This window comes from Palleronia marisminoris (assembly GCF_900172315.1).
Taxonomy (GTDB): domain Bacteria; phylum Pseudomonadota; class Alphaproteobacteria; order Rhodobacterales; family Rhodobacteraceae; genus Palleronia; species Palleronia marisminoris.
On the sequence record NZ_FWFV01000006.1, the window covers coordinates 106,126 to 126,023 of the forward strand.

General features: G+C 63.3%; 24 protein-coding genes. 10 read left to right on the forward strand and 14 right to left on the reverse strand.

Annotation, left to right across the window (positions count from 1 at the left end; genetic code table 11):
- From PAM7066_RS11445 to hemJ, 6 genes are all read right to left on the reverse strand, one after another.
- A complete protein-coding gene (locus PAM7066_RS11445; RefSeq protein ID WP_085854300.1) occupies positions 1-792 on the reverse strand; it encodes a ParA family protein in 792 nt (263 codons plus the stop codon).
- A complete protein-coding gene (rsmG, locus tag PAM7066_RS11450; protein WP_245749666.1) occupies positions 785-1,363 on the reverse strand; it encodes a 16S rRNA (guanine(527)-N(7))-methyltransferase RsmG in 579 nt (192 codons plus the stop codon). The genes PAM7066_RS11445 and rsmG overlap by 8 nt, the downstream gene beginning before the upstream one ends.
- Positions 1,360-3,228, reverse strand: a complete 1,869-nt coding sequence (mnmG, locus tag PAM7066_RS11455; protein WP_085854467.1) for a tRNA uridine-5-carboxymethylaminomethyl(34) synthesis enzyme MnmG — start codon at positions 3,226-3,228, stop codon at positions 1,360-1,362. The genes rsmG and mnmG overlap by 4 nt, the downstream gene beginning before the upstream one ends.
- A gap of 12 nt (positions 3,229-3,240) precedes the next feature.
- On the reverse strand, positions 3,241-4,506 hold the full coding sequence (mnmE, locus tag PAM7066_RS11460; protein ID WP_085854302.1) for a tRNA uridine-5-carboxymethylaminomethyl(34) synthesis GTPase MnmE: 1,266 nt from the start codon (positions 4,504-4,506) through the stop codon (positions 3,241-3,243).
- Positions 4,507-4,512: 6 nt separating this feature from the next.
- Positions 4,513-5,784, reverse strand: coding sequence for a transcription termination factor Rho (gene rho / locus PAM7066_RS11465; protein WP_085854303.1), 1,272 nt, complete (start codon positions 5,782-5,784; stop codon positions 4,513-4,515).
- Positions 5,785-5,953: 169 nt separating this feature from the next.
- Positions 5,954-6,403 (reverse strand): protoporphyrinogen oxidase HemJ, encoded by a 450-nt coding sequence (hemJ, locus tag PAM7066_RS11470; RefSeq protein ID WP_085854304.1) that lies wholly within the window; start codon positions 6,401-6,403, stop codon positions 5,954-5,956.
- A 369-nt stretch (positions 6,404-6,772) separates the two neighbouring features.
- Between hemJ and PAM7066_RS11475 the strand changes: the two genes are divergently transcribed.
- The 4 genes from PAM7066_RS11475 to dnaQ are packed head-to-tail and all read left to right on the forward strand — an operon-like array spanning position 6,773 to position 9,456.
- Positions 6,773-7,366, forward strand: a complete 594-nt coding sequence (locus tag PAM7066_RS11475) for a Maf family protein (protein ID WP_085854305.1) — start codon at positions 6,773-6,775, stop codon at positions 7,364-7,366.
- Positions 7,363-8,193 (forward strand): shikimate dehydrogenase, encoded by an 831-nt coding sequence (locus PAM7066_RS11480; protein ID WP_085854306.1) that lies wholly within the window; start codon positions 7,363-7,365, stop codon positions 8,191-8,193. Before PAM7066_RS11475 ends, PAM7066_RS11480 begins: the two co-directional genes overlap by 4 nt.
- Complete coding sequence (gene coaE / locus PAM7066_RS11485; protein ID WP_085854307.1) at positions 8,190-8,777, forward strand: dephospho-CoA kinase; 588 nt, start codon at positions 8,190-8,192, stop codon at positions 8,775-8,777. The genes PAM7066_RS11480 and coaE overlap by 4 nt, the downstream gene beginning before the upstream one ends.
- Entirely contained in the window at positions 8,770-9,456 is a 687-nt protein-coding gene (gene dnaQ / locus PAM7066_RS11490) for a DNA polymerase III subunit epsilon (protein ID WP_085854308.1), read from the forward strand. Before coaE ends, dnaQ begins: the two co-directional genes overlap by 8 nt.
- Here the strand turns inward: dnaQ and secB are convergent, their stop codons facing one another.
- Together secB and PAM7066_RS11500 are read right to left on the reverse strand one after the other, a co-directional pair.
- Entirely contained in the window at positions 9,457-9,981 is a 525-nt protein-coding gene (gene secB / locus PAM7066_RS11495; protein ID WP_085854309.1) for a protein-export chaperone SecB, read from the reverse strand.
- 27 nt (positions 9,982-10,008) lie between these two features.
- Positions 10,009-10,524, reverse strand: a complete 516-nt coding sequence (locus PAM7066_RS11500) for an FxsA family protein (RefSeq protein WP_085854310.1) — start codon at positions 10,522-10,524, stop codon at positions 10,009-10,011.
- Positions 10,525-10,626: 102 nt separating this feature from the next.
- On the opposite strand from PAM7066_RS11500, the gene PAM7066_RS11505 reads away from it, so the two are divergent.
- The 3 genes from PAM7066_RS11505 to PAM7066_RS11515 are packed head-to-tail and all read left to right on the forward strand — an operon-like array spanning position 10,627 to position 12,907.
- Positions 10,627-11,289, forward strand: coding sequence for a Tim44/TimA family putative adaptor protein (locus tag PAM7066_RS11505; RefSeq protein WP_085854469.1), 663 nt, complete (start codon positions 10,627-10,629; stop codon positions 11,287-11,289).
- Positions 11,289-12,314, forward strand: a complete 1,026-nt coding sequence (gene mltA / locus PAM7066_RS11510) for a murein transglycosylase A (protein WP_085854311.1) — start codon at positions 11,289-11,291, stop codon at positions 12,312-12,314. Before PAM7066_RS11505 ends, mltA begins: the two co-directional genes overlap by 1 nt.
- Positions 12,314-12,907 carry a Smr/MutS family protein gene (locus PAM7066_RS11515; protein WP_085854312.1) on the forward strand — a complete coding sequence of 198 codons (594 nt, stop codon included), beginning with the start codon at positions 12,314-12,316 and terminating at the stop codon, positions 12,905-12,907. The genes mltA and PAM7066_RS11515 overlap by 1 nt, the downstream gene beginning before the upstream one ends.
- Here the strand turns inward: PAM7066_RS11515 and PAM7066_RS11520 are convergent.
- The 4 genes from PAM7066_RS11520 to PAM7066_RS11535 form a co-directional block, all read right to left on the reverse strand.
- Complete coding sequence (locus PAM7066_RS11520) at positions 12,872-14,110, reverse strand: MFS transporter (RefSeq protein WP_085854313.1); 1,239 nt, start codon at positions 14,108-14,110, stop codon at positions 12,872-12,874. The genes PAM7066_RS11515 and PAM7066_RS11520 overlap by 36 nt on opposite strands.
- A gap of 70 nt (positions 14,111-14,180) precedes the next feature.
- Positions 14,181-15,485 (reverse strand): ATP-dependent protease ATPase subunit HslU, encoded by a 1,305-nt coding sequence (gene hslU / locus PAM7066_RS11525; protein ID WP_085854314.1) that lies wholly within the window; start codon positions 15,483-15,485, stop codon positions 14,181-14,183.
- Positions 15,482-16,042 (reverse strand): ATP-dependent protease subunit HslV, encoded by a 561-nt coding sequence (gene hslV / locus PAM7066_RS11530; protein WP_085854315.1) that lies wholly within the window; start codon positions 16,040-16,042, stop codon positions 15,482-15,484. Before hslV ends, hslU begins: the two co-directional genes overlap by 4 nt.
- A 539-nt stretch (positions 16,043-16,581) precedes the next feature.
- Positions 16,582-17,193, reverse strand: coding sequence for a DUF3280 domain-containing protein (locus PAM7066_RS11535; RefSeq protein WP_175484628.1), 612 nt, complete (start codon positions 17,191-17,193; stop codon positions 16,582-16,584).
- A gap of 72 nt (positions 17,194-17,265) precedes the next feature.
- Between PAM7066_RS11535 and PAM7066_RS11540 the strand changes: the two genes are divergently transcribed.
- The 3 genes from PAM7066_RS11540 to PAM7066_RS11550 all read left to right on the forward strand — a co-directional run bounded on the left by PAM7066_RS11540 (position 17,266) and on the right by PAM7066_RS11550 (position 18,874).
- Positions 17,266-17,751 carry a hypothetical protein gene (locus PAM7066_RS11540; protein WP_085854317.1) on the forward strand — a complete coding sequence of 162 codons (486 nt, stop codon included), beginning with the start codon at positions 17,266-17,268 and terminating at the stop codon, positions 17,749-17,751.
- Between the two features lie 44 nt (positions 17,752-17,795).
- A complete protein-coding gene (locus PAM7066_RS11545) occupies positions 17,796-18,062 on the forward strand; it encodes a CsbD family protein (RefSeq protein ID WP_246799791.1) in 267 nt (88 codons plus the stop codon).
- Positions 18,063-18,274: 212 nt separating this feature from the next.
- Entirely contained in the window at positions 18,275-18,874 is a 600-nt protein-coding gene (locus PAM7066_RS11550; protein WP_175484629.1) for a hypothetical protein, read from the forward strand.
- A 16-nt stretch (positions 18,875-18,890) separates the two neighbouring features.
- Here PAM7066_RS11550 and PAM7066_RS18980 read toward each other — a convergent pair whose 3' ends face one another.
- Complete coding sequence (locus PAM7066_RS18980; protein ID WP_175484630.1) at positions 18,891-19,061, reverse strand: hypothetical protein; 171 nt, start codon at positions 19,059-19,061, stop codon at positions 18,891-18,893.
- Positions 19,062-19,445: 384 nt separating this feature from the next.
- The gene (locus PAM7066_RS11560) at positions 19,446-19,892 is read right to left on the reverse strand and encodes a COG4315 family predicted lipoprotein (RefSeq protein ID WP_085854321.1); all 447 of its coding nucleotides are present in this window, start codon (positions 19,890-19,892) and stop codon (positions 19,446-19,448) included.
- Positions 19,893-19,898: the final 6 nt, after the last annotated feature.

The window sequence follows — 19,898 nt, forward strand, 5'->3', positions numbered from 1 at the left end:
TCAGACTTGGTCGCGGGCGACAAACTCATGGGCCAAAGCCCGATAGGCCAGGCTGCCCTTGGATGCCGGATCATAGTAAAGGACCGGCTGGGCGAAAGACGGCGCCTCGCTGACGCGTACGTTTCGGGGAATGATCGTATCGAACACAAGCTCCCCCAGGGTTTCCTTCGCGTCTGCAAGAACACCCTGGGCAAGCTTGTTCCGCCCGTCATACATCGTCAGAACAACCCCTTCGATGGCAAGGTCCGGATTCGCGCTCGCTCGGACCTCGCGGATCGTCAGCATGAGCTGAGACAGCCCCTCGAGCGCAAAGAACTCGCTCTGTAGTGGAACAAGAACCGAGTGGGCCGCTACCATGGCATTCACGGTCAGAAGCGACAGCGACGGTGGGCAATCGATAAGTACGAAGTCAAGTCCCTCGATCGCCGATCCCCGGAGTGCTGATTTCAGAAGGGTCGTGCGCTGTCCCTTGGACACCATTTCGATGTCCGCGGACGACAGATCCGACGTCGCAGGAACAACCTGAAGATTTTCGATGGCGCAATCCTGCAGGACCTCGGCAAGAGGGATGTTCTCTAGCAAGAGATCGTAAGTCGACAATTGCCGGCGGTCGATCTCGATCCCCAGTCCGGTACTGGCATTTCCCTGCGGATCCAGGTCGATGATGGCCACGCGCTTACCTTGATCGGCAAGAGCCGCGCCAAGGTTGATGGCGGTCGTCGTCTTACCGACCCCGCCTTTCTGATTGACGATAGCAACGATCTTCCCGCCGCCGGACCGCGTCTCAGGCACGTTCGATACGCTCCATGATGAGGATGGCAGCTTCCTTGTCGATCCTGCTGGGCCGGACGTCAATCTCGAACCGCCACTTCCGGCGAGCCGTCGCGATCTCTTCGCGGAACCGTGCGCCCTTGGGGAAGACGTATCGCGTATCCGGTCGCCCGTGCCTGAGTGCAAGAGGGATCAGCTTCTCCAACGGCGCAAGCGCGCGAGCGGATATGACGTCTGCATGCAGCGGCTCGATATCCTCGATCCGGGAGGAGACGACCTTCGCATTCAAGCCAAGTTCCCCGACCACCCGACGGAGGAAAACCGCCTTGCGCTGATCCGCTTCAACGAGAACAACTTCCGTCCCAGGCCTGCAGATGGCAACCACAATTCCCGGGAAACCTCCGCCGGACCCCAAGTCCGCCCATGTTTCGCAGTGCCCGGCAGCCTCTACGACTTGAATGCTGTCGGCGATATGACGGGTCCGAAGATCCTCGATCGTTCTCTTGGAAACCAAGTTTATCTTTGGATTCCAGAGACCTATCAAATTCTCCAGCCGCTCGAGCTGGGCAGAAGTTTCACGTGAAACAATCACGAAGCGGATCGTGCCGATTCACGTTCGGCGAATCGGATCCCGTAGATGAGCGAGTTCAGGGCGGCAGGGGTCATTCCTTCAATGCGAGACGCTATACCGATGTTTCCAGGACGCACACGGTCCAGCTTCTGCTTCAGCTCTAACGAGATGCCGTTCACCGAATTGTAGTCGAATTCGGCGGGAATCCGAAGGGCTTCTTCCCGGCGAATTCGTGCAGCGTCTCGCTCTTGCCGCTCAAGATAGTTCGAATACACCGCCTCCCGAGCGATCTGGCGAACGGCCGGGATTGGATATTCACCGAGTTCCGGAGCAAGTTTCTCGACATCCGCGGGTGCTACATTCGGCAGACTCAGCAGTTGCAACCCTGTCCGCCGCACACCGTCGGCAGACAGTTCTATACCGACTGCCCGGCAATCCTTCGGAGAGAAGGTCCTGCTCTCGAGGTAGCCTCTGACCTCGTCAAGCTGACGCGTCTTCTCAGCGAAGGCAGCACGTCGCGCATCGTCAATGATCCCTAGCTCGATACCGCGGGGTGTGAGCCGCTGATCGGCGTTGTCTGCGCGGAGTGACAGCCGGAACTCCGCTCGCGACGTGAACATCCGATACGGTTCCGTTACGCCTCGGGTTATCAGATCGTCGATCATCACCCCCAGATAGGCGTCGGTCCTCGAAAACAGGATCGCAGTCCTCTGGAAGCAAGCCGCAGCCGCGTTCAGACCTGCCACGAGCCCTTGTGCACCTGCTTCTTCGTATCCGGTCGTTCCGTTTATTTGCCCCGCGAGATACAGCCCGCCAAGCGCTTTGAGCTGCAACGAGGCGTCCAGGGCGCGGGGGTCGACGTAGTCATACTCGATCGCGTAGCCGGGCTTCAGAATGGTAGCGTCTTCCAGACCCTTGATCGACTGGACATACGCCTCCTGAACGTCCGCCGGAAGAGACGTGGAAATGCCGTTCGGGTATACCGTGTCATCATCAAGGCCCTCCGGCTCAAGGAAGATCTGATGCGAGGGCTTGTCCGAAAACCTTGAAACCTTGTCCTCGATGGAAGGGCAGTATCGTGGGCCTTGGCCGGTGATATTACCGGAATACATGGCAGACCGGTCGAGGTTTTGGCGGATGATCGCGTGAGTCCGCTCGTTCGTGTGTGTGATATGGCAGGGAACCTGGCGGGGAAGGGGCCTTTCGCCTAGGAACGACAGAAGAACCGGGTCCTCGTCGCCAGGCTGAGGCTCCAACTGGCTCCAGTCAATCGTCTTTCCGTCAAGGCGAGGGGGGGTGCCGGTTTTCAGGCGCCCCATCGGGAGACCGAGGCCATAAAGACGCTTTGACAGGGCGATCGCCGCGTTCTCGCCCATGCGGCCACCGGAGCGTTGCTCGTCGCCGATATGCAGGACACCGTTCAGAAATGTGCCGGTGGTGAGAACCACAGCCCGTGCCCGAATTTCACCTGCGACATCGGTCTGGACGCCTTGCACACGATCACCCGAGACGAGCAGGTCCGTCACCTGGGCTTCCACGATCGTTATCCCGAGCTCTGCGACCATGCTTTGGACCGCCGCCCGGTACAAAGCCCGATCCATCTGCGCGCGCGGACCTTGAACGGCAGGACCTTTCGAGCGGTTGAGCAAGCGGTACTGAATTCCGGCGCGATCCGCAGCGACGCCCATGATGCCGCCCAGAGCGTCGAGTTCCCGAACCAAATGACCTTTTCCGAGGCCTCCAATCGCCGGATTGCAGGACATGGCCCCGATCTGGTCCGCGCGTAGCGTTACGAGGGTGACTTCCGCTCCCAGGCGGCGGGCAGCGCTGGCAGCTTCAACACCCGCGTGGCCACCTCCGACAATTACCACATCCGTATGTTTCACGTGAAACACTCCTCATTTCCCGATGCAGAAACGGCCGAAGATCTCTCCGAGCAAATCTTCAACATCGATACCACCCACGATCTCGGCAAGAGAACCAGAGGCCTCTCGCAGTTGCACAGCTGCGAGCTCCGGTTCAAGCCCCCTTGCAAGGTCGTCGGCGGCATTGCGCAACAAGCTAGCGGCCCGCACCATGGCACTTCGGTGTCGTTCCCGTATCGCGAGCCTGCTTTCCGGGACACGGTCGGCGAGAGTGGCGCCAATCGTCTCGAGCAACCTGCTCACGCCGTAACCGGTCTTTCCCGAGATGCCGCCGAATTTTCCCTCGTCATCCTGTGCGCGCAGAATGATATCAGCTTCTTCCGCGGCTCCCGATCCATCAGTGTCCAGCCAAATCCGAAGATCGGCCTGCCGCGCGCGGACCCGGGCCATTTCGATGCCGGCACTCTCCAGAGAATCCTGCGTTTCGCGGATACCGGCCGTATCCAAGAGGGTCACTGGAAGACCATTCAGATCCATTCGTACTTCGAGAACGTCCCGGGTCGTGCCTGCGATTTCGGACGTCAACGCCACGGGGCGCTTCGCGATCGCATTGAGCAATGTGCTCTTCCCGGCATTGGGCGGTCCCATGATGGCGACTTCAAATCCATCCCTGACGCGTTCTGCCGCGCTCGAACCTGCAATTTCGGCCTCCAGTGAAGTCTGCACCGAACAAATCCGTGCGGTGACATCGGGCGTCACATCAACAGGGACGTCCTCATCCGCGAAATCGAGCGTAACCTCCAGCAGGGCGGCCGCTTCGACGAGGTTTCGACGCCATAGCGCCACCTTCTCCGACAGCGCACCGCTCAGCACCGCTTGTGCTTGCAGACGCTGCGCCTCGGTTTCCGCATCGATCAGGTCCGCAAGTCCTTCGACCTGAACCAGATCGAGGTGGTGGTTGTCCAACGCTCTCCGCGTGAATTCCCCAGGCTCGGCAGGTCGGAAGCCTGAGATCCGGTCGAGAGCCCGCAAGACCGCCTGAACAACCGCTACAGAGCCGTGCAATTGCAGCTCGACAACATCTTCGCCCGTAAAACTGGCACCCCGGGGGAAGACGAGGACGACCCCCTCGTCGAGGATCCGCCCCTGGCGATCGCGGATCTTGCGCAATCCAGCGCGACGCGCCGGGGGCAGGGCGCACAGGGTCCCGACGCCGGGAAAGGCCTCCGGTCCCGAGATTCGTACGACCGCCACCCCGGACTTCCCGCGTGCGGTCGCCTGGGCAAAGATCGTATCCATGGCGCTTTACGTGTTCATCGAGTCGAAGAATTCGGCATTCGACTTGGTCTGCTTCAGCTTACCCAGAAGGAACTCGATCGCGTCGGTCGTCCCCATGGGATTGAGGATTCGACGCAGGACGTATGTCTTCTGCAGGTCGCCCTTGTCGACCAGAAGCTCTTCCTTCCGTGTCCCTGACTTGAGGATGTCCATCGCCGGGTAGACGCGCTTGTCCGCAACCTTGCGATCGAGCACGATCTCGGAATTGCCGGTGCCCTTGAACTCTTCGAAGATCACCTCGTCCATGCGGCTGCCTGTGTCGATCAGGGCGGTCGCGATGATCGTCAGAGACCCCCCTTCCTCGATGTTCCGGGCCGCGCCGAAGAAGCGCTTGGGGCGTTGCAGCGCGTTCGCGTCGACACCGCCCGTCAACACCTTGCCCGAAGAGGGGACCGTCGTGTTGAATGCTCGGCCGAGGCGGGTAATCGAGTCGAGCAGGATTACGACGTCACGCTTGTGCTCGACCAGCCGCTTGGCCTTTTCGATGACCATTTCGCTGACCGCGACGTGGCGCGTTGCGGGCTCGTCGAAGGTCGAAGACACCACTTCTCCCTTCACCGAGCGCTGCATGTCGGTAACTTCTTCCGGCCGCTCGTCGATCAGCAGCACGATCAGGTAGCACTCGGGGTGGTTCCTCTCGATGGAGTTGGCGATGTTCTGCAGCAGGACCGTCTTGCCGGTCCGTGGAGGGGCGACGATCAGCGATCGCTGCCCTTTACCGATCGGTGCCACCAAGTCGATGATGCGGGCCGAGCGATCCTTGATCGTCGGATCCTCAACTTCCATGTTCAATCGCTCGTCAGGATAGAGCGGCGTCAGGTTGTCGAAGGCGACTTTGTGGCGCGCCTTTGCCGGGTCCTCGAAATTGATCGTCTCGACCTCGACCAGCGCAAAATACCGCTCGTTCTCGTCAGGGCCGCGAATGACGCCGGACACCGTGTCGCCGGTGCGCAGCGAGTACCGCCGAATCATCTCGGGGCTGACATAGATGTCATCGGGGCCGGGCAGATAGTTGGCCTCGGGCGAGCGCAGGAAGCCGAAACCGTCCTGGAGCACCTCGAGAACCCCGTCGCCGCCGATCGTCCAGTCTTCGTCCGCGCGCTCCTTCAGGATCGAGAACATCATCTCGCCCTTGCGCATGGTCGAGGCGTTCTCGATCTCGAGCTCTTCGGCCAGCGCAAGAAGATCCTTCGGGCTCTGCGCCTTGAGATCGGCCAGGTTTACGCGGTCATCGCTCATGGAAAGGCTCCGGGGCCCGTCGTGGGGCCAATCAAGGATCGTAAAGGGAAATCGAACGGCCGGACGGCCGCCTAGGCGAATTAGGCAGCTGACGGGGACTTGTCAATCTGTCCGCACCGTAGAGCCGCGCTTAAGTCATCCTTAACCGCTTCCGAGGCAAGCTCCAAGCCTAGAACGGTTTCACCACCACAGAGAGCACGATCACGATCAGAAGCACCGTCGGCACTTCGTTCATCATCCGGTAGCGCCGGCCGGGCACATCGACATGGCCGGCCGCAAGCGCCTTCCGCTGACGAGCACACCACATGTGAAACCAGGTCATGGCGAGGACCGCGGCAGCCTTCGTCCAGGGCCAGAGGGACGACCAGTCGACCACACCCGTTCCAATCAGAAGCAGCCCGAAGATCCAGGTGGAGATCATCGCGGGGTTCATGATCGCCCTGAGAAGCCGACGCTCCATGACCTGAAACATCTCTTCCCGGCCTGCGTCACCGGCAGCGGCCTCGACGTGATAGACGAACAGCCTGGGCAGATAGAACAGGCCGGCCATCCAGGCGACGAAGGACAGGATGTGCAGGCTGAGAAGCCAAGGGTAGGCGGTGCTCAAGAGATCATTCATCTCTCTCTAATACCTATCAAGAATCTTAAGAGAAGGATTGTTGTAGGTAGTAGGCCCTGTGCAGAGGCGCAGAAACCCCGATTCTCGTGCAGTTCTCCCGGTCTGTGTACCTTGGGAAAGGATCAGCGCAAAGACAAACGAAGAACATCTAAATATAATAGCAACTTCATATACTTAAGTAGTCACCAGATGAAGGGTATCTTCGGGATAACCATGGGGATAAATTCAGATTGACGGAGATTTGTCCCAAGCTGTTCAGAACCTGCCTGATGCAGTGGACAAGTTTCGGGAATTTCTCGACAAGGGATCCGGTTCTCCCGAGGCCGCGTCGCCGGCCGATTTCGTCCCAACTCTATCCACAGGGTTATTATGGCACTTGTCCTGGCATCTCGCTCCGACACGCGGCGCGCTCTCTTCGCCGCGGCCTGTGTTCCGATCGAGACGGTGGACGCGAGGGTCGATGAAGCCTCCATCCGCGACGCGATGATCGCCGAGGGCTGCTCGCCGCGCGACATTTCGGACGCACTTGCCGAGGCCAAGGCGCGCAAGGTGTCGGCCAAGCGCCCGGGCGATATCGTCCTCGGCTGCGATCAGGTGCTCGACTTCGACGGCATGGTCCTCGCGAAGCCGGCCGATCCCGAGGACGCGATGGCCCAACTCGCCGCGCTTTCCGGGCGGCGTCACATGCTGCACAGCGCAATGGTCGCCTACGAGGACGGAGAGCCGATCTGGCGGCATGTCGGGACCGCGCGCCTGACCATGCGGCAACTCTCGCCGGGCTATATCGGAGACTACGTCGCGCGGAATTGGGACGAGATCCGCCACTCGGTCGTTGGCTACCAGGTTGAGGCCGAGGGCATGCGCCTCTTCGCCGCGATCGACGGAGATTTCTTCACCGTCCAGGGGCTGCCGATGCTGCCGCTCTTGTCGTGGCTCACGCTCAGGGGCATCGTGCCCACATGACCGACCGTATCCCCCTGGCTGCCGTCATCGGCCATCCCGTGGCCCACAGCCGCTCGCCCAAGGTGCATGCCCATTGGCTGCGCCGTCACGGCGTGCCGGGCTACTACATTCCCATGGATGTCGGCGCCGCGGACCTCGCGGACGTGCTGCGCGCGATGCCCAGAATGGGCTTCGTCGGCTGCAACGTCACGATTCCCCACAAGGAATCCGTGCTGCGCCTCGCCCAGTTCGTGACGGATCGCGCGGCGCTGATCGGAGCGGCGAACACGATAACTTTTCGCGACGACGGGAGCATGCAGGCCGACAATACCGACGGGTTCGGCTTTCTCGAGAACATCCGGCAGGCCGCCCCGGACTGGAACCCCCGCAGCGGCCCCGCCGCGGTGTTCGGGGCAGGCGGCGCGGCCCGGGCGGTGATCGTCGCGCTGCTCGATGCGGGAACGCCCGAAATCCGGCTGACCAACCGCAGCCGTGGCCGCGCCGAGGCGCTACGGCAGGAATTCGGCAGCAAGGTCGTCGTTCATGACTGGGTCCGCGCCGGGAACGTCGCCGATGACGCGGCCACGGTGGTCAACACGACGTCCCTCGGGATGACCGGCAAGCCGGCCTTCCGCGTCCCGCTCGATGGCTTGACGCGGGGGGCCGTGGTCAGCGACCTCGTCTACACCCCGCTCGAGACCGACTTCCTGAAGGCCGCCAAGGCCGCGGGCTGCGTCGCCGTTGACGGATTGGGGATGCTGCTGCACCAGGCGGCGCCCGGGTTCGAGCGGTGGTTCGGCCCGCGGCCGGAAGTGGACGACGACCTCCGCGCCGCTGCGCTGGCATGAGTCGCCCGCATGTGATCGGGCTGACCGGCTCCATCGGTATGGGCAAATCCACGGCGTCCCGACTCTTTCGCGAGGCCGGTATCCTGGTCTGGGATGCCGACGCGGCCGTCCACGCGCTCTACGCCCGCGGCGGCGCCGCGGTCGAGCCGGTGCGCGAACTGCACCCCCAGGCCGTCGGCCTAAAGGGCGTGGACCGCAACGCGTTGAACGACTGGATTGCCGGTGACCCCGAAGCGCTCGCCCGGCTGGAAAGCGTCGTGCACCCCCTCGTCGCCGCCGACCGTGCCGCCTTCATCCAGCGCGCCGACAGCGATATCGTGGTGCTCGACATCCCGCTTCTGTTCGAGATCGGCGCGGATTCTTCCGTCAATACGGTGGTCGTCGTCTCGGCTCCCGCAGAAATCCAGCGCAGCCGGGTCCTGGCGCGGCCCGGCATGACCGAGGAGCGGTTCGCCAGCATCCTCTCGAAGCAGCTGCCCGACGCCGAGAAGCGCGCCCGCGCGGATGTGGTTGTGCCCTCGGTCACGATCGACGAAACACGGGCTCATATCGACCGCCTGATCCGGAGCCTCAGAGATGCGTGAGATCGTCCTCGACACTGAAACCACCGGCTTCGAGCCCGAGCAAGGCGACCGCATCGTCGAGATCGGCGGGGTCGAGCTGATGGGCCATGTCCCCACGGGCCGGACCTTCCACGTCTATATCAACCCGGAACGGTCGATGCCGCAGGAGGCGTTCCAGGTCCACGGGCTCGGCGACGACTTCTTGCGCGACAAGCCCAAATTCGCAGAGATCGCCCAGAATTTTCTGACTTTCGTGGGCGACGCAAAGCTGGTCATCCACAACGCCTCGTTCGACATGAAATTCCTGAATGCCGAGCTGCGCTGGCTGAACCTGCGGCAGCTTCCGCTGGATCAGGCCGTCGATACGCTGATGATGGCGCGGCAACGCTTCCCGGGCTCGCCCGCAACGCTGGATGCGCTGTGTCGCCGGTTCGGGATCGACAATTCCAGCCGGACGCTGCACGGCGCGCTTCTCGACTCCGAGATCCTGGCCGAGGTCTACCTGGAACTGATCGGGGGCCGGCAGCCGGATTTCGGCCTTTCGACCGCAACCGAAACGACGGGTCCGGTGGAAACCACGTGGCGGCCCCGTCCGCGTCCGCAACCGCTGCCGCCGCGCATCACCCCCGAGGAAGTCGCCGCCCATGCCGCTTTCGTGGACAAGATGGGCGACGACGCGTTGTGGAAGAAGCTCGCCTGATCAGGCGGTGCCAGCCGGCTGCTGCGCCTGCGCCCGCTGCGCGAGACCCTGACGGTATAGCTTCACGAAGTCGATCGGCTCGAGGTTCAGGGGCGGGAAGCCGCCGTCATGGGTCACGTCGGACACGATCCGGCGAACGTAGGGGAACATCAGCCGCGGCGCTTCGATCAGAAGGAACGGGTGCAGCTGCTGGTCGGTCACGTTCGACACGTGGAAGATCCCGCCATATTCCAACTCGAGCAGGAACAGCATCTCTTCGCTGTCCTTGTTCTTCGAGCGGACGGTGAACTTGCCCGTCACTTCGTACTGGTCTTCCTGGCCTTCGCGCTTCTTGGCATCAAGCGCCACCTGCACGCTGACCTCGGGCTGCGCCTGGCCCTTCAGACCGCGCTGCGCGAGGGCGTTCTCGAAGGACATGTCCTTGATGTACTGGGCAAGCGGCCGGATCTGCGGCATCGCGGGCGCTTCGCCGTTCGCCTGGGTCGCAGGTTCCTGCGGCTGGGTCTCGTTTTCGTTCTCGGCCATATGGTTCGCTCCCTGAATTCAAATCGATCAGTTGCGTTCCGACCTACCATCCGCCTCGTTGCGGGTCCAGCCAGAGGGGCGGCGGTTCGGATCGGGCTCTTTCACCTCGACCTCTTCCGCGTTCCCGTCGATGACCGTTCCGCGACGCGGAGCGGAGCGATGCTGGGCGCCGGGGTTACCGTAGCTGACGGTCTCCACCTTCACGCGCTTCTTGGCCTCCTGGAAAATCCGCTTGCGGACGCTCGGCATCAGCAGCGCAAAGCCACACGCGTCCGTGAAGAAGCCCGGCGTCAGCAGAAGCGCCCCGGCAAAGAGGATCATCGCGCCGTCGGCCAGCGGTTCGGAGGGATCTCGCAAATCGTTGAACGAGCTTTTCAGCCGCCGGATCGCCAAGGCGCCCTGTGACCGGACCAGCGTGGTGCCCAGGATCGCTGTCACGACGACGATCAAAAGCGTTGGCCACAGGCCGATCAGGCCGCCAACCTGGATGAACAGGGCGATCTCGATCAGCGGAACGGCGATGAACGCCAGCAAAAGCCACATGGGCGTACCTCTTTGTCACGGTCGTGGCGGTGGACGCGGGGCCACCCGGTCCCTAGATAGGAACGGATCGTGCACGATGCCACCAACGCCTTCCGAGGGTTCATGAGTAATTCCATCATACAGTTGCTGGTCCTTCTGGGGATCGCGATTTTTCTTATCTTGCGGTTGAAGAACGTGCTCGGGACCCGTGATGGATTCGAGAAACCGCCCGTCGAGGGGCCGCGCCCGTCCGCAACCCGCAATCGACCCGAGTTCGAGGTGATCGAGGGTGGACCGGATCGCGACATCACCGACCATGTCGACGACGGGTCCGAGAACGCAAAGGCACTGGCCGCGATGAAGATGGCAGAGCCCAGCTTCAACGTGACCGAGTTCCTGTCCGGCGCCCGCCAAGCCTACGAGATGATCTTCCTCGCCTTCGAGCGGGGCGACATCTCCGAGGTGCGCGAGTTTCTCGACCCCGACGTCGCCGCCGCCTTCGACGAGGTGATCGCCGAGCGCGAGGCGCAGGGCCTGACCATCGAAAGCGAGATCGTCGGCGTGCGCGATGTCGAACTCTACAAGGCCACCTTCGACCGCGAGACGCGGCGCGGCGAGGTCACTGTCCGTTTCCTCGCCGAGCTGACGACCGTGGTGCGCAACGCCGGTCGCGAGATCGTCGAGGGCAGCCCGACCGAGATCAAGCGCCAGCGCGATACCTGGACCTTCGCCCGCGAGATGGGTGCCGACGATCCCAACTGGCAGCTCGTCGCCACGGGGGCGTGATGCGGGGCCTCGCGCGCGCGGCCTGCCTGTCTGCCGCATTCCTTGCGGCCGGGCCGGTCGGCGCCGCGAGCCACTCGATCCTCGAGTTCTCCGATCTGGCCGGCTGGGCCGAGGACGACCACGCCGAAGCCCTCGCCGTCTTCATCGAAACCTGCCGCGACCTCCGTGACCCGGACTGGGCCACCCTCTGCCAGACCGCCGAGGAGTGGGACGACGCCAGGCTCTTCTTCGAGCTCCACTTTCGCCCCGTCCTGATCGAGGACGGCACCCCCATGCTTTTCACCGCCTATTACGAGCCCGAATTGCGCGGCTCTCGCTACAGGGGCGGCCAGTACCGCTACCCCATCTACAGCACCCCCGACGAGGCACTCGACGGCGTTTGGCTGACCCGCGCCCAGATCGAAGACCGCGACGCGCTGGCCGGCCGCGGGCTCGAGATCGCGTACCTGACCGATCCGGTGGATGCCTATTTCCTGCAGGTGCAGGGCTCGGGCCGCATCCGTCTTGACGATGGGACGGCGATCCGCGTCGGGTTCGGCGGCAAGAACGGCCACTCGTACCGCTCGGTCGGAAAGGAGCTGATCCGTCGGGGCGAACTGGACGAGCACTCGGTCAATATCGACCGCATCCGCGACTGGGTGCGCGAGAATGGCGCCGAGGGGGAAGAGCTCCTCCACCACAACCCGTCCTACGTCTTCTTCCGCGAGGTCAGCCACGTCCCGGCCAACCGCGGACCCCTGGGGGCCATGAACCGCTCGATCACCGCCATGCGCTCGATCGCAGTCGACCCGACCTATACGCGCCTCGGCGCGCCCGTCTGGATCGAGACCGACGGCGCGCAGGATCTGCACCGCCTGATGATCGCGCACGACACCGGCGCCGCGATCAAGGGGGCGCAACGCGCCGACATCTTCTTCGGGACGGGCAGGGCGGCCGGCAGGCGCGCGGGCACTGTGAAAGAAGGCGGCCGGATGATCGTCCTGCTGCCGATCCAGAGGGCCTACGCGACCGCCGAGGGAATCTGATGGCCCGCCGTCGCCGCGATCTGCGCCCGGACGAGCGCGAGCTCTGGCAGCGGGTGGAACAGACCGCGCACCCCCTCCACCCGGGCCGCAAGCCGCCGCCTGCGCCACGCGCCGAGTCGAAGCCGAAACCCGCACCCGAGCCGCCCCCGGTGGACCTGTCCGGCTTCAGCCTCGGGGGCAAGGCGCCCGCAAAATCCGCCGGGCACCGCCTGCAACCGAGCCTGTCGCAGCGTCTGTCGTCTCAGCCGGTGCGGATGGATGCGAAGGCGCATCGCAGGATGAAGCGCGGCAAGATGGAGGTCGAGGGCCGCATCGACCTTCATGGCCTGACGCTATCGGCAGCGCATCCCCGCCTGATGTCCTTTGTCTTCTCGGCTCATGCGTCCGGCAAGCGACTGGTCCTCGTCATCACCGGCAAGGGTCGCGACCGGGACGATGGCGGCCCGATCCCCGAGCGGCGCGGCATCTTGCGCCACCAGGTGCCGCACTGGCTGAACGACGGCGCATTGCGTCCCATCATCCTGCAAGTGACCACCGCGCATCAGCGCCACGGTGGCTCAGGGGCGTTCTACGTCTACCTGCGACGGAAGTGACGGCGCCGCCTTCGCGACGCCGACGGCCACGAGCCCCGCCGCCGCCAAGAAATAGAGCGCGATCCAGATCATCTGCTGCGGGAACGCCACGCCAAGGTCGATGAGCGCCCCCGTCACTGCCGGCCCGATAGCCGTTCCGAACACCATCACCGCCGCCGCCAGCGCCTTGATGCCGCCGAGATGGCGCGTGCCGTAGAACTCGGCCCAGAAGGCGGGCGGCACGGTGCTGTTCAGTCCCTGCGTCAGGCCCATCAGCGCGATGAAGATGGTGGCGGTCGCGAGGCTCGGCGCGAAGGCGAACCCTGCGAAGCCCAGCCCCATTGGAAGGATCGTCAGCGGCATCAGTCGCGCCGTCCCGACGCGGTCGATGATCGGCCCCGAGACGAACAACATGACGACTCCTGCGATGGTGAAGATCGGGAAGGTCGAGACGAGGCCAAGGTGGCTCCACCCCTTCACTTCGGCCAGATGCACTTGGTGAAAGAAGAACGCGGTCGAGAACGCCGCCGGCGCCATCAGCATCGGGGCGATCATCCAGTAGAGCGGATGCCCCAACATCTTCCCGCGCGTCCAGTGAACTCCGTCCATCCCGGCGGCCTGGTCGTCCTTCGCGATGCTCTGCGGCGTCCGCTCGAGCCGCAGCAGCGGCCAAAGCAGCGGCAGCAGCGCAATGACGATTCCGCCCGCGACCAGCCAGAGCATCCGCCAGTCCAGCACGCCGAGCGCGGCGACGAAGATCATCGGCAGGAACGCCTCGCCCAGCGAGATGCCGATCCGGCTGACCGACAGCGCCTTGCCGCGCGTCGCCACGAACCACCGCGCCATCGCCACGGTCGCCACCAGCGTCGCCATGCCCTGCCCGCAGAAGCGCAGCGCGAAGATGGTGAAGACCAGCGCCCACCAGCTCGAAACGGTGGCCATCAGCACGCAGGCCAGCGCCAGCAGCGCCAGCACGGCCGGCCCGAGGATCCGCACCCGGAACGTGTCGGTCAGGATGCCGGTCCATATCATCACGGCGGCCGAGGCCGTGGTCCCGACGGAATAGAGGAACCCCCAGTCGCCGTTCGACAGATCGAACTCCGCCCGGATGTCTCCGGCGAAGACCGAGATGAAGAACGTCTGCCCGAAGGAAGAACAGAAGGTGAGAAGAACGCCGACCGCTAGGAAGGGGGCGTTCTCGCGCAGGAAACGAATGAACGGCATGAGCCGTCATTCGCGCTATCCGCCGGGAAAGGGAAGGGGGCGGCGTGATGGAATTCCGCCGCCCCGCAGGTCACAGCACGTAGCGGCTGATATCGACCGAGCGGGAAAGCTCGCCCAGGTGCTTCTCGACGAAATCGGCGTCCACGGTGACGGCCTCGCCGGCCTTGTCGGGCGCCTCGAAGGACAGTTCCTCGAAGACACGCTCCATCACGGTATAGAGGCGCCGGGCGCCGATATTCTCGACCGACTCGTTAACCTCGGCCGCGATCCGCGCCAGGGCGGCGATGCCGTCCTCGGTGAAGGTCACGCTTACCTCTTCGGTGCCCAGAAGCGCCGTGTACTGGCGAGTCAGGGCGTTGTCGGTCTCGGTCAGGATGCGGACGAAATCCGCTTCGGTCAGGGCGCGCAGTTCGACCCGGATCGGCAGACGGCCCTGCAACTCGGGCAACAGGTCCGAGGGCTTGGCGACGTGGAACGCGCCGGACGCGATGAACAGGATGTGGTCCGTCTTGATCTGCCCGTACTTCGTCGCGACCACGGTGCCCTCGATCAGCGGCAGCAGGTCGCGCTGCACACCTTCGCGGCTGACCTCGCCACCGCGGGCGTCCTGCCGGGCGCAGACCTTGTCGATCTCGTCGAGGAACACGATCCCGTTCTCTTCGACCGCCTTCAGCGCGGCCTTGTTCACGCTTTCGTCGTCCAGAAGCTTGTCGGCCTCTTCGGCGATCAGGACGCCGTAGCTGTCGGCCACCGTCATCTTCTTGCGCACCGTCCGCCCCTGCATGGCCTTGCCGAAGATGTCGCCCAGGTTCATACCGCCCTGGCCGGGCTGCATCCCCGGCATCTCCATCCCGCCGAACGGGTTCGAGCTGTCCTGCAGTTCCAGCGTGATCTCGGTCGCATCCAGTTCGCCCGTGCGCAGCTTCTTGCGGAACATCTCGCGCGTGCCTTCGCGGGCGTTTTCACCGGCGATGGCCTCGATCACGCGCTCTTCGGCATTCGCCTCGGCGCGGGATTTCACGTCCTCGCGCATGTGCTCGCGGGTCATCGTGATCGCCTGCTCGACCAGGTCACGGATGATCTGCTCGACGTCGCGGCCGACATAGCCGACCTCGGTGAACTTCGTCGCCTCGACCTTCAGGAACGGCGCGCGGGCCAGCTTGGCAAGGCGGCGCGAGATCTCGGTCTTGCCGACGCCGGTGGGGCCGATCATCAGGATGTTCTTGGGGTAAACCTCCTCCTGCATCTCGGGCGCCAACTGCTTGCGACGCCAACGGTTGCGCAGGGCGACGGCGACGGCGCGCTTGGCGTCCTTCTGCCCGATGATGAACCGGTCGAGCTCGGACACGATCTCGCGGGGGGTCAGGTCGCTCATGCCGCGGCCTCCAGGGTCTCGATGGTGAGGTTGCCGTTCGTGTAGACGCAGATGTCGCTGGCGATCTCCATCGCGCGGCGGGCGATCGCTTCGGCGTCGTCCATATGCTCGTAAAGGCCGCGCGCGGCGGCGAGGGCATAGTTCCCGCCCGAGCCGATGGCGGCGACCTCGTGCTCGGGTTCCAGCACGTCACCGGCGCCCGTCACGACATAGAGGTCCCGCCCGTCCGACACGATCAGCATCGCCTCGAGCTTCTGCAGGTACTTGTCCGTCCGCCAGTCCTTCGCAAGCTCCACCGCTGCGCGCTGAAGCTGGCCGGGCGTCGCCTCGAGCTTGGCCTCCAGCCGTTCCAGCAGCGCGAAGGCATCGGCGGTGGATCCGGCGAATCCAGCGATCACCTCGTGCCCGCCGGGCTTCAGGCGCCGCACCTTGCGCGCTGTTCCCTTGATCACCGTGTCGCCCAGAGAGACCTGGCCGTCGCCCGCGATCACTACACGCCCGCCCTTGCGAACCCCGATGATCGTCGTGCCGTGCCAGCCTGGAAAGTTCTCGGCCATCGCCGTCTCCTCTTGTCGAACGTCCTGCATATGGACGTCCAAAGGGGCAATGCAAACCATGGCGTCCCCGACGAGACCGCCGAAACGCGAAAGGCCGCGGGCGATGCCGCGGCCGTTTCAGCTGTTGGTGTTGCAGCTGAAGGGCACTGAGCATCAATACCATGTGGGCTCACCAACTCGCGTTTTCAGGATAGGCCGTATTTTTGAATGCGCGGTTCTATAGGTCTTACTCTGTCGCATATCGTGTGGTGGATTGGATGCGAGCACGGCATCCTCTCTCAGCGGCTTTCGCAAAGAGCGCCCCCGTCGGGAAGCACATTGGCGGCGCTGGCTTGATGCTGGTGAAGCGCCAGATGGCAGAGCCCAGTGGGTTCTCCGCGTGGCCGTTTACGACAAGCGTCGCGAGATGGGGCTTGTGAGCTCATCCGACCTCTCGCTCCGCGACGCGCGCGAGGACGCAGATAAGTGGCGGGAGATCGCTAATCGGGGAGCGACCCGATCAAGGAGCGCGAAGAACAGCAGGCGCCGACGCCGTGGGGCTAGTTGGCATCAAGCTCTGCCGTCCCCGGGAGCATCCGGTTCTTCATGAGCCAGCGCAGCCCGCGCAGCCAAGCCTCGTCCGTGTTGCCTCGGATATCCGTCTGGTACTGCGCCATCACCTCGCCGCTCCGTGTATCGCGTTCCCGGATGACGATGGTCTGGACCAGGTTTGACAACTTTTGGACTGCCCCCGTGAAAGACCGCTCTGCTCCGAGCTTCGCGGCAATCTTGGCCTCGCAGGCGTTGCAGCCGAAAGGGTTGCCATGCAGCGCAAGCTCGGTCTCCGCCATAGCGGTGTCGACGAGAGCATACCGACCGCTCGTCTCTATCAGCGTGCGGAATTCTGCGGACAGCATGAGAGCCCGTGCCTTCTCTGCCTCGTTCGTCGCGCCGAACTCGACCTCTTGGCTGTAGTTCACGAAGGCGATATCGAAAACGGCGACTGGCAACTCCTCCGCATATGCAAAGTTTCCAATCAAGATGGTGCAGGCAAAGCTTGCAATGATGCACTTTGGTCTCATGACGAGATCCTCCACGGTGCGAGAGTAGATCACCGCAGCGCAATCAGCAGCCAGCAAATCGAAGGCAGCGAAGCGCCGCAGAGTACGCATGGGGCGACACTGGCCCTTCATGCATGCCCGCTGCTAAGGGAGGCAGGATCACGGGTTGCACGGAGCACCTCCATGAACTGGAACGCAATGGTTGATGCCCTCATTGCACTAGCCGCTCCTATCGCGGCTCTTGCCGCTGCCTGGGCGGCGTTCGCGGCCACTCGTCAAGCAGCGCTCATCCGCGAACAATTCGGACGGCCGAAACTTCAAGTCAATATCAGGCACGAGCCGGACCACGACCGCTACCTCCTGCAGGTGGAAAATCCGTGCAATGTCGATGTTCATCTTACTGGCGTAGCGTGGATCGGTGGCCGTCTCAAAGCTCGGGCAGCGCAGCCTGCCAGCTCCCGCGAGTTCGACCTCGGGCTTCGGTCTACAAGCTTCCCGGAATATGCATGGGAAACCATAGAACCAGGCAAGTCGGGCGCAGTCTTCGTCTACTATCGCCCGCGCAAGCGGCTGAGCCGCATCTACTGGCCCTACCGGGCGAAGGTCGTGATCAGCTATGTATGGGCAGATGCGGCACACAAACCGCTCCAAATCCACGCCAGGCCATGAACGCTATCACGCAGCCAGCGCCAGCCACTTGCTAGCGCGAAGAAGTGATCGCCCATCCGACGAACTCGCGGAACGGCGGCCAACTTTGCGCATTGGCCGGAACACAGCACGCACCGGAGGACGAACAGATGAATGACAATGAATCCAAGGGTCACGGAAAAGAGCTGAAGGGCAAGGGCAAGGAGATGCTCGGCAAGGTCACCGGCAACGAGAAGACGGAAGCCAAGGGCGAAGGCGAGCAGGTCGAGGGCAAGGCTCAGAAGAACGTCGGTAAGGCTCAAGACGCTCTGAAGTCTGACAAGGACAGGTAACTCAATGCCTACGCACGTCCGCAGGTTTATACTCGCGGGCGCGCTTTGGAGTGTGCCGAAATGTCGGATGGTCGCTCCGACGCATCTCGGAATGAAGAGGTCATCGCCTGTCACTGGAGAGCGGGCAGAAGCATCCGGCACGACCTCGATCCGCGCTTGGGTGCGGCCTCAGCGTTGTTGACATGATGAGGCTCCCCTTCAACGCTGCGCAAATGAAACGCTTCCTTTCAGCAATCCCGACCGCAATCCTGCTCGCTGCATCCAACCAGGTTTTTGCTGCGGAGAGCTATGGCAAGGCCCCAGAAAGCACGGCCTTCGTTTTTGGTGGTGCGCTGACTGCGGACGACATGCAGCGTAGCGCTTCCCCGCTGGCGGTGGACTATGACGGCAACGGGATCATCGGCGCAGGCTTGCAGTCCTTTTATTTCGATCTCGATTGGGTGCGGGTCGGGGGAGAGGTCGGGCTGGCATTCAGGTTCGGTCAAAGTTCCACGAGCGAGGTCTGGGCAGGACCGGTTGCGCGCCTGGACCCACTCAAGCTGGGCAATGACCTGCGCATCACGCCAAGCATCACTGTCGGTCTCAGCATGGTGAGTGATGCCCAAGTAGGTCGAGAGGCGGACCAGGAGCGCGAATATGAAGGAAACGCCAGCTTGCTCTTCTATCTTGGACCCGAAATCAGCGTTTCCTTCCGAGAGGATGCCCCCTCGATTTTCTGGCGGCTCCACCACCGGTCAGGCGCCGGCAAGACCCTCGGGAACATGAAGGGGGCAACAAACGCGAATGTCATAGGTGTGCGCTACATATTCTGATCCGGACGTTCGCAGGCTAGTCGGCGAGCCAGGCGTCCTGCTTGTCCCAGGTGTGTGTCTGACCGCAATGAGGGCAGGGAACGGTGCTTTCCTCGAGGACGCTTTCTTCGAAGCCTTCCCTCTCCGCAACGATCCCGGTCTTCACGGGCTTTCCTGTCACAGGGCACTTGATCAAAACGTCGTCCATCGGCTTCTCCATCGGCTGCTGCGGGAACCCAATGATGGGTGCCAACGGGGACGCGTCCAGCTTTCAGGCGTCGGTCGCCTTGCTGACCGCTACCTTGGAAGCGGGTGCTCGCAGTGAGGCGGCCCTGCGCCACGAATGCGTCGCAGCAGAGGCGAACGCGATGGGAGGGGCAGGCCCTTCCTTCTGCGCTGGTTGGTCGTCAGGAGCCAGCCCACGGCGTTCCGAGAAGCCCAACCGCCAGCTCGATCCAGACCAGCAGCAGTATTGCCACCACGACCAGCGCGATGATGATGCGCTTTCTACTCATGCTCCGACTTTCATCTGCCATCTTCTTTCTGGAACCGTGTTGAGGTCACGAACCGCACAAGCGGTTCGTGACGGGATCTACTCTCCTGCGATCATCTCGCCCCCGGGTGAGACGAGGTACCAGACATCGCCTCGCGCCTGACCTGCGGTGTCGCCCGCCGCCTCGTCTCCAGCGAAGTAATAGAGCGGCCATCCGTTATAGGTCACGACCGTCTCTTCACCCTGCGCAACGGTGCCGAGCATCTCGGCGTCCACGCCCTCGCCTGCCGTCGGATCGCCCGAGGTAGTGAAGAGTGGCCAGTTTTGCAGGCAGTCGCCCTCGCACGAGATCGAGGCTTCCGTCCCATTGGTCGCCTGAGTGTCGTTGGTGAAGAGGTAGAGCGCATTGCCCTCGGCATCGGCCAGGTACTGACCGTAATCGCCGCTCTCGGCCACTGTGACGCTGGCGGCGTCCTGAGCCAGCGCCGCACCGGCAAAGATGGTTGCGGCCAGAGCCGCGCCTGACATCGACAAAAGCATTCTCATGATAAT